This is a genomic window from Pantoea alhagi (genome assembly GCF_002101395.1).
Classification (GTDB): domain Bacteria; phylum Pseudomonadota; class Gammaproteobacteria; order Enterobacterales; family Enterobacteriaceae; genus Mixta; species Mixta alhagi.
Map to the genome: position 1 here is coordinate 4,035,041 of NZ_CP019706.1, position 13,361 is coordinate 4,048,401.

General features: G+C 51.0%; 13 protein-coding genes, 1 tRNA gene and 2 pseudogenes. 11 read left to right on the plus strand and 5 right to left on the minus strand.

The window, feature by feature from the left end; translation table 11 throughout:
* The first annotated feature begins 470 nt into the window (after positions 1–470).
* From B1H58_RS19100 to B1H58_RS19115, 4 genes are all read left to right on the plus strand, one after another.
* Positions 471–1,004 carry a hypothetical protein gene (locus tag B1H58_RS19100; protein WP_085072014.1) on the plus strand — a complete coding sequence of 178 codons (534 nt, stop codon included), beginning with the start codon at positions 471–473 and terminating at the stop codon, positions 1,002–1,004.
* Positions 1,005–1,175: 171 nt separating this feature from the next.
* Positions 1,176–1,436 (plus strand): DUF2534 family protein, encoded by a 261-nt coding sequence (locus B1H58_RS19105; RefSeq protein WP_085072015.1) that lies wholly within the window; start codon positions 1,176–1,178, stop codon positions 1,434–1,436.
* Between the two features lie 230 nt (positions 1,437–1,666).
* Positions 1,667–2,542 carry a DUF4198 domain-containing protein gene (locus B1H58_RS19110; RefSeq protein WP_167373302.1) on the plus strand — a complete coding sequence of 292 codons (876 nt, stop codon included), beginning with the start codon at positions 1,667–1,669 and terminating at the stop codon, positions 2,540–2,542.
* A gap of 176 nt (positions 2,543–2,718) precedes the next feature.
* Positions 2,719–3,321, plus strand: coding sequence for a glutathione S-transferase family protein (locus B1H58_RS19115; RefSeq protein WP_085072017.1), 603 nt, complete (start codon positions 2,719–2,721; stop codon positions 3,319–3,321).
* 44 nt (positions 3,322–3,365) lie between these two features.
* Here the strand turns inward: B1H58_RS19115 and B1H58_RS19120 are convergent, their stop codons facing one another.
* On the minus strand, positions 3,366–3,614 hold the full coding sequence (locus tag B1H58_RS19120) for a hypothetical protein (RefSeq protein ID WP_085072018.1): 249 nt from the start codon (positions 3,612–3,614) through the stop codon (positions 3,366–3,368).
* A gap of 661 nt (positions 3,615–4,275) precedes the next feature.
* Here B1H58_RS19120 and B1H58_RS19125 point away from each other — a divergent pair.
* Entirely contained in the window at positions 4,276–5,835 is a 1,560-nt protein-coding gene (locus tag B1H58_RS19125) for a sensor domain-containing diguanylate cyclase (RefSeq protein WP_085072019.1), read from the plus strand.
* Between the two features lie 75 nt (positions 5,836–5,910).
* On the opposite strand, the gene B1H58_RS19130 is transcribed toward B1H58_RS19125, so the two are convergent.
* Entirely contained in the window at positions 5,911–7,140 is a 1,230-nt protein-coding gene (locus B1H58_RS19130) for an amino acid permease (protein WP_085072020.1), read from the minus strand.
* Between the two features lie 360 nt (positions 7,141–7,500).
* Positions 7,501–7,576 (minus strand) — tRNA-Val (locus tag B1H58_RS19135).
* 478 nt (positions 7,577–8,054) lie between these two features.
* On the opposite strand from B1H58_RS19135, the gene B1H58_RS19140 reads away from it, so the two are divergent.
* The 6 genes and pseudogenes from B1H58_RS19140 to B1H58_RS21345 all read left to right on the plus strand — a co-directional run.
* A complete protein-coding gene (locus tag B1H58_RS19140) occupies positions 8,055–8,312 on the plus strand; it encodes a hypothetical protein (RefSeq protein ID WP_085072021.1) in 258 nt (85 codons plus the stop codon).
* A 156-nt stretch (positions 8,313–8,468) separates the two neighbouring features.
* Positions 8,469–9,752 (plus strand): arsenic transporter, encoded by a 1,284-nt coding sequence (locus B1H58_RS19145; RefSeq protein ID WP_085072022.1) that lies wholly within the window; start codon positions 8,469–8,471, stop codon positions 9,750–9,752.
* A gap of 30 nt (positions 9,753–9,782) precedes the next feature.
* On the plus strand, positions 9,783–10,205 hold the full coding sequence (arsC, locus tag B1H58_RS19150; protein ID WP_085072023.1) for an arsenate reductase (glutaredoxin): 423 nt from the start codon (positions 9,783–9,785) through the stop codon (positions 10,203–10,205).
* 438 nt (positions 10,206–10,643) lie between these two features.
* Positions 10,644–11,000: an MmcQ/YjbR family DNA-binding protein gene (locus B1H58_RS19155; protein WP_085072024.1), complete on the plus strand. Its 357-nt coding sequence runs from the start codon at positions 10,644–10,646 to the stop codon at positions 10,998–11,000.
* A gap of 287 nt (positions 11,001–11,287) precedes the next feature.
* Positions 11,288–11,863, plus strand: a complete 576-nt coding sequence (locus B1H58_RS19160; RefSeq protein WP_085072025.1) for a TetR/AcrR family transcriptional regulator — start codon at positions 11,288–11,290, stop codon at positions 11,861–11,863.
* Positions 11,864–11,915: 52 nt separating this feature from the next.
* Positions 11,916–12,059, plus strand: a pseudogene (locus tag B1H58_RS21345) (DUF1348 family protein); the annotation flags it as partial.
* A gap of 331 nt (positions 12,060–12,390) precedes the next feature.
* Here the strand turns inward: B1H58_RS21345 and B1H58_RS19170 are convergent.
* A complete protein-coding gene (locus B1H58_RS19170; protein WP_085072026.1) occupies positions 12,391–12,879 on the minus strand; it encodes a hypothetical protein in 489 nt (162 codons plus the stop codon).
* 101 nt (positions 12,880–12,980) lie between these two features.
* Positions 12,981–13,331: pseudogene (locus B1H58_RS21110) on the minus strand (hypothetical protein); the annotation flags it as partial.
* Between the last annotated feature and the right edge of the window lie 30 nt (positions 13,332–13,361).

A 13,361-nucleotide genomic window follows, 5' to 3' on the forward strand; every position in this document is an offset into this window, starting at 1 on the left:
CTCTTGCCTGATAGGTTGAAACGCTTAAAACCTAAACAAGCCTGGAAGGTGTTTATGCATAAATCAAATATCAATAATAAAAATTCTCATTTGAGACATGCTATACAGCATCGTTCTGCCCGGCTTCACCTGGCCTGTAGCCCGATACTTTTGATGAAATTTACCGTCATACTTGCCCATTATCATGCATTTTAACCGCCAGATTCTTCTTTAAGTGGCGTCAGGCAATGCCCGGATTTCGCAATCATATTTAAGGCGTTTCCTATCAAATCGAAAGGTTTAACCACCAGAAATCTTCTCTTACCGGCTGTTGCCACGCGCATTTGCCTGTGACCGGCCCGTATCAAAAAACCAACCTGTCGGCCAGGGCGGAGCTGGTACTCCCTGCGGTTCGTTCTATGCTGATAGAAGCACTTTCAGCGCGATAAATTGTCAGCGGTAAAATAATTAAAACGATTCAGGAGAGTAAAATGAATATTGCATGTCTGGGTTGGGGTTCGCTGCTGTGGAAGCCTGGTCCGCTACCCGTCAGCGGCGAGTGGCACGCTGATGGCCCCTGGCTTCCGATTGAATTATCCCGCATTGGCGATAATGGTGAACTGGCAACTGCAGTTTGTCTTAATGCTCCTGCTGTGCAGGTTTTTTGGGCGTTGTTGGCTGTTGATACGCTGGAACAGGCTTGCAAAGCGCTGCGCCAGCGTGAACAGATCCCGCAAGACAGAAATGATGGCATCGGCGTGCTGATTGCTCAGGGTTCGCCTGTTGGCCCGCTGGCAGAGTGGGCGCAGCAGCGTCAAATTGATGCGGTAATCTGGACAGCGCTACCGCCACGCAGCGCGAACAACGAAGGATTAGTTCCCACGATTGACGATGCCATCGCCTATCTTCGCAGCCTGGAGGGCGAGAAGCGTGAGCACGCGCGTAACTACCTTGCTCAGGTGCCGCAACAGTTAGATACCCCCTATCGTCGTGCCATTAGCCAGCAACTGGGCTGGAATGGTTAACGCAGGCCCGGGCTATTTTTACCGGACGGCCTTTCCTGCTTTCTTTTACAGGCAGGGCGCAGTATCCAGAGCCCGGTTGCCGGTCCAGTGGGCGAGATAGTCAGCAGCTAAAACGGTATACTTGCTTAGCGGTTAGCACGATCGCTGTTATTAACGCAAAAGAGGCGTTGTATGTTGCTGGAAAAATTAAAAAAACCTGAAGGCAAAAAGTTTCTGCTTTCAGTGCTGGTTATTTTTATCATTGTGCTGTCAATTCTTATTCGCGCTACCATTGGCGGCGTGATTGAAGAATACAACCTGCCGCTCTCAGCCTGGTCAATGCAAATGTATATCCTGCAGGGCGCAATGGTGCTGGTTTACACCACGGTGATTACACTTATCTTTTCTCTGCCGCTGGCATTCTATTTTTTGGGCGAGAAAGAGACACATTAACCAGATTCATTCAATTTCTGTTCTCTCCCGACTACCGTCAGCGCTGCGCTACGGTAGTTAAAACTTCCTGTTTAGCTACAGGCACCTGTTTTATCTGCAGCAATCCCCATCACAATGCTACCCAGCCAGAATTTGTTATGATATAACATTTCGCACCCATGGCGACTGTAGCGTTCGATGCTATTAAGCGCCCGGGTAACGGGAACCTTTGGGAATGTTCAGGAGATAAAATGAAAAATATGCTGTTGAGCGCCACGCTTTCCATCACGGCGCTAACCTCTACCGGCCTGCAGGCGCATGAGCTGTGGTTAAACGTACCGCCGGTCACTGCAGGCAACCCGCTACAAATTGAGATGGGATATGGGGAAAATTTCCCGCATGGCGAGCCGATCCCAGCTGCACGCCAGGCGCTGTTTGCTCCGCTCAGGGTGACAGGCAGCGATGGCAAAGTCACTGAGTTCCCGATTAACAGCGAACAGTACAAATTCAGTCAGAACAACACCGTCAGCGGTTCCGTACTGGTGACGGCCACCTATAAGCCCGCTTTCTGGTCTCTGAAGCCTGACGGTGAGAAATATCAGTGGCGTCAGAGCAATAAATCTCAGTGGGCCGGCAGCTATTGCATGGAAAGCACCATGAGCGCCAAAACAGTCAGTTACGCAGGCGCACCGGGGAATAACAATGCTCTGACCCAGCCAACCGGCGTCCGACTGGAATTTGTGCCTGAGGTCGACCCCGCTACGCTAAAAACCGGCGATACGCTCACCCTTACGCTTTTAGCTAACGGAAAACCGCTGGCTAATCATGAAGTGGGCATTGCCATGGTGGATTTATCAGGTCCGCGTGTTGCCGCTAAACCGCATGCCCACCACCATCATCATCACAGCGTGGATGCCAACCTGAGCCACCCGGCGCTGGCACATACCTATGCTTATGAAAATGCAGCAATGAAAGATCGTACTGACAGCAGCGGCAAATTAAGCCTGCCCATTCTGAAAGCCGGACAATGGCTGCTGATGACGGCTAACGATACGCCTTATGAAGATAAAGCGGTTTGCGATATTCATCTCGATCAAACCACCTTTGGCTTTTCGGTAGCTAAATAGTTTCTGAGAACCTGGAGCGCGGCTCCAGGCTTTCATTTCAGTGCCTCCTCATCCGTAACGCTGTATGCAAAACATTAAGCAGTGTGAGCGGTTTCCTCTTCTGCTACGCTAAGCTGCTAACGATGTTTTGCCGCGTCAGACTGCGCTGACGTAACGGGACACTAAATAAGAGGAGAATGACGCTGAAAATCTACACCTATCCTAAAAGCCGCTCGCTGCGTGTGTTATGGACGCTGGAAGAAATGGAGCTCCCTTATCAGCCCGTCCGGGTCGCCCTGAAGCCGGGAGAGCCAGGAATAAGATCGCCTCATCCTCAGCGTAAAGTTCCGGTGCTGGAAGATGGCTCATTTTTTCTGGCTGAAACGCAGGCTATCTGTAAATTTATCTGCACGAAATATGCAGGACGCGTGCTCTATCCGGTGCAGCCGGAGGAGCAGGCGATCATCGATCAATGGTTAAGCTTTGCAATAACCGAGCTGGAAGCGCCCGTGTGGCTAACGTTAAAGCACAAGCTGCTGTTGCCTGAACCAGCGCGGGTAAAGGCCGTTGCCGAAAGCGCTGCGGCTGATGCTCAGACGGCGCTGCGCCTGCTGTCGCAGGCCCGTTTGGATCGCTGGATCGCCGGTGAAAACTTTACCCTGGCCGATATTTTCCTGGCGCATAATCTTGCCTGGGCGCAGGCGGCTGGCCTGACGCTTAGCGAATCGTTAGCAGATTATGTAAAGCGCTGTTTTTCCCGTCCCGCCAGCCTTCGGGCAGTAGAAATGAATAATCGTTAGGCCCCACAGGAAGGCGTGCTCGCCTTCCCTTCCCTCATCACTGCTCAGATATTTTTTACTTCAACCAGTACCAGCGGATTTCTTTTTACTTTGCAGGCCTGTGTCCAGGCAAGCTGGCAGACAGAACAGTAGTCATGTACCTCCGACTGATATTCATATTCAATATAACAACGAAACTTCTCACCATACGAACTAAGCCGGCAGAAGCGACGCGGTTCCAGCAGCTCGTCCAGCTGCAAAAAAGTCAGTGCAGAAGGATTATGGAATCCAACGCGAATACGATAAGTAGTCATGCGTCGATTATTTCCATAAAGCTCAGTCCAGGCCAGCTGATCGTACTTCTTCCTGAGATAGGCAAAAGCTTAAAAATCGCATTCTGTCTGTTGAAACCATTAACATTCTGTACAAAAAAATCCCTTGTCTGTAGGATATTTTGCGTGTTTCAACCGGAGCCTTCAACGCGCCACGATAGCCGGAAATTAATAGATTAATAACGCTATGGAGAAAGTCATGACGCTGAAAAAATTGATGTGGCTACTGGCAATAGCCGCAGGCTTTACTGCGGCGATTCACGTATCCGATAGTCTGATTAACCAACAGATCGCCCAAATGGCAGAACAGGAAGAGTGACGTTTTTATCCGTGCGCTAAAGTTCCACCGCCGCGCGCCGATAGTCATCAAACCTGACGAGATAGCGCTGTGCCTGTGGGTTCGCCCTGCTCGTAAGGTGACTAATCACTGACGTAATCTTGTAAGCTGCTTGCCGGTATCGCTATCGGCCCTTCGGAAATGTCCAGCCCGCTTCGTGCGGGCTTTTTTATGGCGTTAACTCACCGCTTTTCTGCTGCTGCTGACTGACCATTACAGCGCCATGGCGTATGGCTGATCCGTTGATGCCGCAAAAGCATAAGCTGTGCTTTACTTAAAAGTCCTTCCCCGGCGGCGAAAAGATCCATGAAAATCAGCAAAAAACTTTCCGGTACGTTTGTTCTGCACTCTTCGCTTGGCAGGACAATGATGATATTTATGCTGCTGTTGCTGACGGCGGTGCTGGTGGTTAGCGCATGGACGCTTGACCGCTCCTGGTCGCGTAAGCTACAGGATACCGAGAGTAGCGCGGTCAACCTTTCTGTGTCACAGGCGCGTCAGGCTGAAGATACCTTTTTACAAACGGAAATCACGCTGCGTGCTATCCAGCGTGAGATCCCGGCTGGCGGTCCAACCCATGCGGATAAAGCAGCGCTAAACGCCGCACTGGCAGAGATGAAAAGTGGACTGCCGCAACTGAATGGCCTGTTTGTTTATGATGCTCTGGGAAACTGGATCGCCACTGCCGCCGCCCAAACGTCAACCGGCATGAATAATGCCGATCGGGAATATTTTACTTACCATCGTAACAATCGTCATGGTGGTATCCATATCGGTCAGGTGATCCGTAGCCGTTTGACCGGCGAACTGGTGATCCCGGTTTCGATACGTCTGAATGATGCGGGCAACGGCTTCGTCGGCGTGGCGCTGGCAACGGTGCGGATTGAATCTTTTAAGCGTTTTTACAGCTATTTTGAGCTGGGCGAGGGCGACCTGCTGGCGCTGCTGCTGGATGACGGAACCGCTTTGTATGTCCGCCCTTTTCCGGATACTTTTATCAATCAAAGCCTCTCAGCCAGCCCGTTGTTTACCACTCAGCTGGTTCGTGCGGATCGGGGAAAAGGCACCTGGAACTCTGCGTTGGATAATAAAGTGCGTATTTTTGGCTATGCACGCTCCGGTCAGTATCCACTGATTGTGGCGGCCGGATTCGATAAATCTGCGCTCTGGTCACGTTGGTTGCATGACAGCATGCCGGATTTGGTGCTAAACGGTACGCTGCTGCTGATCATCGTTTTGATCGGCACTCTGGTTCTGCGTCAGGTGCGCACCAATGTAGAAAACCAGGTCGAGCTCACCACGCTGCGCGATGAGCTGACCACCATCAATCAAAGCCTGCAGGCGCTGGCGCTGCTGGATGGTCTGACAGGCCTGGCGAACCGTCGCCAGTTTGATCTTTTTCTGGGTCAAAGCCTGAAACGTTCGGCGCTCAACGGCAAAGGGGTGGGATTAATCATGATGGACATCGATTTTTTCAAACTTTACAACGATACCTATGGTCACGTTGCTGGCGACAACTGCCTGCGGCGCGTAGGAGAGGCGCTGAAAAATCTCCCCCTGCGGCAAACAGATTTAATAGCACGCTACGGCGGTGAAGAGTTTGCGATTGTGCTGCCGGATACCTCGCCTGACGCGACCTTGCATATTGCACAAAGCGCCGTTGATGCGGTACGCGAAGCGGCTATCCCGCATGAAAGCACTACATTAGAAGCGGGCGTGGTAACGCTTAGTGCTGGCTGTATTGTTCTGGTGGGCAGTGATGACGGACAGGATGCGCAGCGCATTAAGGAAGGTGCCGACCATGCGCTCTATCAGGCCAAGCACGATGGTCGCAACCGGGCATTAATAAGCGAGGCGAGTGAATAATTCGCATCCTCCCGCCTGTTGTTGGCAACGCTTCTGCCTGAGCGGGAAAGAGGCTTCCCTCTCCCGCTACGCCGGTTACATCATTGAATAGAGCAGCGCCGAAAGTGTGGCAATACCGCCAGCTAAAATCACCAACGCTTTGCCGCCGCGCAGAAAAGCGAGACCGGGCTTGTTATAAATCAGCCAGGCGGGGATTAAAAACAGAATAATGGCAATCAGCGGGCCGCAGAATGCTTCGATCAACGTAATGACGTTTGGATTTTCATAAACAATCAACGAGGTGACGCCATACATTGCCAGCATGGCCGCCGCCTGGCTGATTTTTCGGCTTTTATCGCTACGGCAGTTAAACAGCCTGACGATAAAGTCGCTAAAGGTTTCCGCTACCGATAGCGAGACGCCAAGGAAGGATTTTGTCATGCCGATAATGGCGATCAGGGGCGCGATATAAAACAGCACGCCAGCGCTGCCCGGTGATGAAATAACCGACAGCACGTTCAGATTTTTCTCTTTTGCCTCGACAAATGTTGCGGGCGGAATGCTCAATACACAGCTGAAAACAAAAAAGATAATACTGAGGAATATCGCCAGATAGGCAACTTTTATTACCCGATATACCCGCGGTTTATCTTGCGATTGCTGATAGTGCGCCACCAAAGGAGAGATAATCGGTGCACAGCAAAAAGAGAAAGTAATGAGCGGCAGCGTCAGCCAGATATTTTTAAAGGTAGTTTCAGCAGAGGCATCGGGCAGCGCATTCAGGGCATCGGTCACATTACTCCAGCGCCACGCCGGGATCTGTACAGCGGCAATTGCAATAATGGCCACGGCGAAAGGCAACGCCAGAGTGCCTAACGTGCCAACGACTTTGCTGCGGCCTTTGCTCAGAATACCAAACAGCACAACCATACATAACAGAGTCAGTAACCCTTTGTTGATGCGAACGAAGTGGAGATGATCTACCAGAAAGTTATCCAGGGCATTAACCAGAGAAATGCCATACACCAGCATTACCGGATAAAACGCGACGCAGTAGAGCAACGTCATCAGCCAGTCGCCACGCGGCCCAAACCAGGTGCTCAGGGCTGGCAGGCGCTGCGGCGTCGCTTCGCTCATATAGACGCGCGCCAGCACCAGATGCGGCAGTAATGAGAGCGGTAACCCCAGCAGCAGCATAATAATAAAAATAAGCGGGCCACGCGTACCAATCTCAACCGGCAAAAAAAGCGTGCCTGCGCCCACCGTGGTGCCATACAAACCTAACGTCCAGATTGTATCCTGGAGTTTCCAACCCTGCTGTTTCATAAAAACCTACAAATAAACCATCACGAATCGAATAAAATGTACAGACTTTATGCCTTTGGGTTAAGGGAACCCGTCAGGATAGAAAAACGTCTGCAGAAGCGCATTCTATCAGAAAAAAGATAACAGGGCGGCGTGTCAGTAAATTGTATAATTATGAGGCAAAATATCAGGTTCTATTAAAGCGGGGAAAGTCATTCTAAATATGACTATTTATTCTACTAATCTGTTTTCTTATTATTTTATAAAGGCAAAATTATCATCTAACAGCAAATAATTAACAGGACGTTTATCTTTATGAAATAAATCAGGCCGGGAGCATAAAAGCGTTGCAGATAAACTGTTTGTCAGCGCAGCCTGGGTTGGAACGGGCAGCAGGACTCGAACCCGCATCCTCAGCCGGTACGGCTGGCGTAATCACCGCTTATACCACGCCCGTATTGCAAAAGTGTGAAAGGACGATGTCAGCCTAAAGGCTTTTAGTCCACCGGGGAGGTTCAGCCGGGTTGGTCAGGCAGGAAGCCATAGTAAGAGGACGTTGGCAGCAGGCGCAGCTCGCTCCGTGCTGGTTTTTTTTAGTGCTGGACTGGCAGGTAAAGATGAATTTATTGCTACCGCAGACGGGACAACAAAACTTTAATGAATGCATAATCACCTCACGTAAAAAACATCTCGTTCATTTCTGACGAGCCTTAAGACTACGCTTAACCTTCGCTTTAACAAGCCTCCGTATTGTTTAAAATTGCATATATTTATCTATATTTGTCAGTCAGGGTTACCCAAACAGGCTTAGCGTTATACCGCCGCTGCGATCGTTTAGGATAAATCTTAATCATCGCCCTTTCATCTTTGCTAAATGGCAAACTGGATATCTGCGTTTAGGATGATAATTCAGACCACGGTAATCAGGAGGTGTTATGCCCTCTGTTCAACTGCACATCAAAGACCATCCGGAATATGCATTCACCGGTAACTATTTTACAGAGCAGCCTGAAGGAGAAAATGCATCCCCACGCAGCCATTTTGAAATTTTAAAGGCGACGCAGCCTGCCGAAGCTTTTGAGGAGCTGAATCAGGGCGATACCGTGACCTTTGTTTCCGCCAGCGGCCAGGCGGAAGAGATGTTGCTGAGTAACGAAACGCCCTCACATATTATTTTTGTCTCTCGCGACTAGCTTTCAGGCGACATAGCCTGACATCTGGCCTGTTTGTCAGCCCCGTTTCTGTACGCGTCTCATGCTGCTGAGGTGCGTTTTACAGGAGCGGGGCTGTTTTTTTGTCTTTGGCTGCTGTATTTGTTATTACCTTTTTTATTTCACAGCGGAGTTGCCATGTTGTTGGCTGGTGCGATTTTTATTTTTACCCTTGTCCTGGTTATCTGGCAGCCGCGCGGCCTGCAGATTGGCTGGAGCGCCTCTATCGGCGCTGCGCTGGCTCTGCTTAGCGGTGCGGTTAGCGTCAGCGATATCAGCATTGTCTGGCAAATCGTCTGGAACGCCACGGCCACCTTTATTGCCATTATTATTATTAGCCTGTTGTTGGATGAAAGCGGTTTTTTTGAATGGGCAGCGCTGCATGTGGCGCGTGGTGGGCATGGTCGTGGAAAACGGCTGTTTACTCTGATTATTCTACTGGGTGCCTGCGTAGCGGCGCTGTTTGCCAATGATGGCGCCGCGCTTATTCTCACCCCTATCGTGATTGCCATGCTGCTGGCGCTGGGCTTTAGTCGTGCCTCAACGCTCGCCTTCGTGATGGCCGCCGGATTTATTGCCGATACCTCCAGCCTGCCGCTGGTGGTTTCCAACCTGGTCAACATCGTAACGGCGGACTATTTCCATCTGGGCTTTAATGATTACGCGCGGGTTATGGTGCCGGTGGATCTTGCTGCCATTGCCGCCAGCCTGGCCATGCTGCACCTTTTCTTCCGTCGGGATATTCCTGCCGTCTATGATACCGCACGACTTAAGGCGCCCCGGGAGGCCATTCGCGATCGTCGTACCTTCAGGGCGGGCTGGATCGTGCTGGCTATCCTGCTGATTGGTTTTTTTGTGCTGGAGCCGCTTGGCGTGCCGGTAAGCCTGGTGGCTGCAGTGGCCGCGCTGATCCTCTGGCTGATTGCCCGTCAGGGGAAAGTTATTGATACCGGCAAAGTATTACGCGGCGCGCCGTGGCAAATTGTGATTTTTTCCCTCGGCATGTATCTGGTGGTTTACGGACTGCGTAACGCGGGCCTGACCAGCTTTATCTCTGCCCTTCTCAATCAGCTGGCGCAACAGGGCATTTGGGTCGCTACGCTTGGTACAGGCCTGCTTACCGCTGCGCTTTCTTCGGTAATGAATAATATGCCGACGGTATTAATCGGCGCACTCTCCATTAACGCCAGTGATGCGCAGGGCGTGATAAAAGAGGCAATGATTTACGCCAATATCATCGGCTGCGATCTGGGTCCTAAAATTACCCCGATCGGTAGCCTGGCAACGCTGTTGTGGCTGCATGTGCTGGCGCAAAAGGATATTCGTATCAGCTGGGGCTACTACTTCCGTGTGGGTTTGGTTATGACGCTGCCGGTTTTAGTGGTGACGCTTATCGCACTGGCGCTGTGGCTGTCAGTATAATCTGTCCATGGCTATTTTTGAGAGGCTTTAATGAGCATTACTATCTATCACAATCCGAACTGCGGAACTTCGCGCAATACGCTGGCGCTGATTCGCAACAGCGGCGATGAACCACACATTGTTTATTATCTGGAAACGCCGCCTTCGCAGGCAGAGCTGAAAGCGCTACTTGAAAAGATGGGCACTGGCGTACGCGATTTATTACGAAAAAACGTTGAGCCTTATGCCACGCTGGGACTGGAAGAAGATCGTTTTAGCGATGAACAGCTTATTGATTTTATGGTGCAGTATCCGTTGCTGATTAACCGCCCGATTGTGGTGACGCCGTTGGGTACCCGGCTCTGCCGCCCGGCGGAAAAGGTTCTGGATATTCTGCCTAATCCGCAGCAGGGAATGTTTGTTAAAGAGGATGGCGAAATCATCATTGATGAGACCGGGAAACGCCTGAAATAATGGCAATGTAGCTAACCGCCATCGTACAGAACGATGGCGGTTAGTCGCCTGGAACTGCTAAACGCCCTGCTAGCGACACTGCCCTGTTATACCATCCCGCCCGTTTGGACAAACATCCGAGGCAGGGATCAGTGACGCCATACCCCATGAACAACCGGTAAGATATAAACAGACCACCAGCATTAATACCTTTTTCATAGCTCCCCTTCTGATGCGCCTGGGTATCTTGTTACCTGCGCACCTATTATAGGCGCTGTTTTCACCTTAGCAGCCCGCACATGACGTTTTTGCGCAGCAGGTTGGCTTAGCGCGCTTTTTTAGCATCTGATAAGCTTTTCCCATATCCAACGAGCGTAACCCTGTAGAAGGTTCGTCAAGCATCTTGTTCGATTTCTTAGGCAGCTCTAATATTTATAAACTCACTGCAAGGGAGTTCTTATGAAAAAAGATACACTGTTCAGCTACGCCCGGGAACATTTTAACGCAGAGCCGGAATATCTCTGGAGCAACCTGCCAGACTATGCAGTGCTTCGCCATCATGATGGCGATAAATGGTTTGGTATCGTGATGAACGTACCAGGTACAAAGCTGGGACTGAAAACAGATGAAAACATTGATATTCTTGTGGTTAAGATCAGACCTGAACATCTGGGCTCATTACGTCTGAAAGAGGGTATTTTGCCCGCTTACCATATGAATAAAGAGCATTGGGTCAGTGTGATGCTTTCCGGGCCGCTGTCCGCGAAAGAAATCCATGAGCTGCTTGCTGACAGTCATGACCTGACCTCAGGCTAAATCCGGGTTCAAATACCTGTCGCTTAACAGCGGCATATCATCTGCCTGATACCTTCATACGCTGATGCTTCCCGGCCTGGTGTATGCATGCTTAGCCGTTAATGTTCATTTTTCGCTCATCGCTGCCTGACACTGCGCGCTGGTTTGCGCCAGAAGCGGCCACTTTCTGACTACATCAGCCATATGAACCAGAGCGCGCTCACATCTGGAAAACGTTGCCTGCGTTCTCTGAAAATGTACTTAGCCTGTTGCCTGACAGGGTAGAACGATCGTTCTACCATCGCTTCATGAACAAAAAAACAACCGATACCCGGGAAAAAATCCTGGAAACCGCAGAGCAGCTTATTTATCAGAATGGCATTCATGCCACCGGGATGGATCTGCTGGTCAGAACCTCTGGCGTGGCAAGAAAAAGTATCTATCGCTACTTCGCGACCAAGGATGAGGTGGCGGCCGCCGCGTTAAATGCGCGTGATGAACGCTGGATGCAATGGTTCATAATGGAATGTAATAAAGGCACGTCCCCTCAGGAACGTATCCTGAATATGTTCACTGTACTCAGAGGCTGGTTTGAGTCAGATGGCTTTCGTGGCTGTGCCTTTATCAACACGGCCGGAGAGGTCGGTGATCCTGACGATCCCGTACGGCAGATAGCAAAGCTTCATAAGCAAAAGCTACTGGATTATACGCTTGAACTCACCCGTCAACTGAACATTGAGCACCCGTTAGCTCTGGCAAGACAGCTACTGATCCTGACAGAAGGTGCCATCACCATGTCGCATGTGATGGGCGATGCCAGCGCCGCCGACAGCGCAAGAGACGTGGCGCAACTGCTGTTGAAGCAGGCCTCTCACCCGGCCTGAGCGTCAAAATACTGACTCTACTGATATATCCTGATCGCCTGGAGGCGCTACCATGTCCGAAAAACAGATTCGCCCGCCCCTTCCTCCCTTCACTCGCGAAACGGCGATTGAAAAGGTACGGCTCGCTGAAGATGGCTGGAACAGCCGCGATGCTGAAATAAGCGATCACTATCTCATGGCTTATAAGTGTGAATCTGTTATCAATACCCAAATGAATAATGTTTTCGTTAACCATCTCGATAGCGTGTCGGTATCCCTCTTTGGCAAAAAACTCGTTTAGGTATCTTTTTGCTGTTTTAAACGCCATTACGGCAGCAAAGGCCATCACTATATTAGCACCGGCAATAACCCAGTTACTGACTTCATTGCTTTGGCCGCCATGACCATAAATGATTGCACCCAGTATAACAGCCATAAAAAGCATAAATATTACGCGAATAATCCGCTCAGCATTGCTCATTATATGTTCCTTTATTAACAGCCTATTTAGCTATAGGGTATTTTATCTTCTACGGATCTGATTCGACTTATAGCGGGTCAGTATTCTGCTGAATATAATCACCGATATATTCCTCAACCCGGAGACAGAGCACTGCAGCCAAATCATCTATACCTGTCTCGTTGCTCTCTTCGTCGCATCCGCTGCTGTACATGTGAAACTCACTTATGTTGTTGATAAAACGAAAGCCCAGTTCAAATTCACTGGTGTCCGGATTATGAACGGCATGACCATAGACGGTGCCGGGAACGAATACCCTGCCCTTTAGTTTGGGGAAGAGTAACCCTGCCTTTTCCAGATGTGCCGGCAGCCGGCCGGGACGCAGCTCCAGACGAACAACCCAGGCACCGTATGCATAATCTTTGGGCTGGGAAATTGTCACGGCGACCCGTTCTCCCCGGTGAGTGTATTCACGGACGGCCTCCGGGCGTGTCAGAAGTCCGGTATCGATAAGCAGTTCCTTCAGCGTACGCAACTCTCCTTCTAGTTCACTGAGTGAAAGGGCATAGTTGCGCATTTTCTCCAGATAAGGCGGCAGCTGGGCAACCGCCTCTGATAGCTGAAGGTCACATACAGATAAAAGATACCCTGCACGGGATAAGCTGTGAGAAACCCTCTCCACAGCTGCAGGCAGGTGATCCCGTCGAGTCGAATGACGTAATCGCCCCGGCACGCCATGTACAAGATGTCGCCCAGCTCGACCGGCCGGTCGTCATCCCGGGTGTCAGCGTCATCCGTCTCCCTGACCGGGACCAAGGGCTGGACCCTGACTTCCGTCGCCCGCCGTTCCGCCACCACACGTTCCTGCTCGGCGGTCAGGAGCGGGGCGGCCAGCTCCCTGCCCGCGTCCGTGAGTTTGACGGCCAGCTGCAGGTTTGGCGCCCGCAGGGTGCGCAGCCAGCCCGCGGCTTCCATGCGGCGGCAGGAGGCGCGCAGATTAGGCCCGTAGACCGGGGCGTCACCGCTCTGCAGGATTTACAACGCTGGGTACTCACCCAT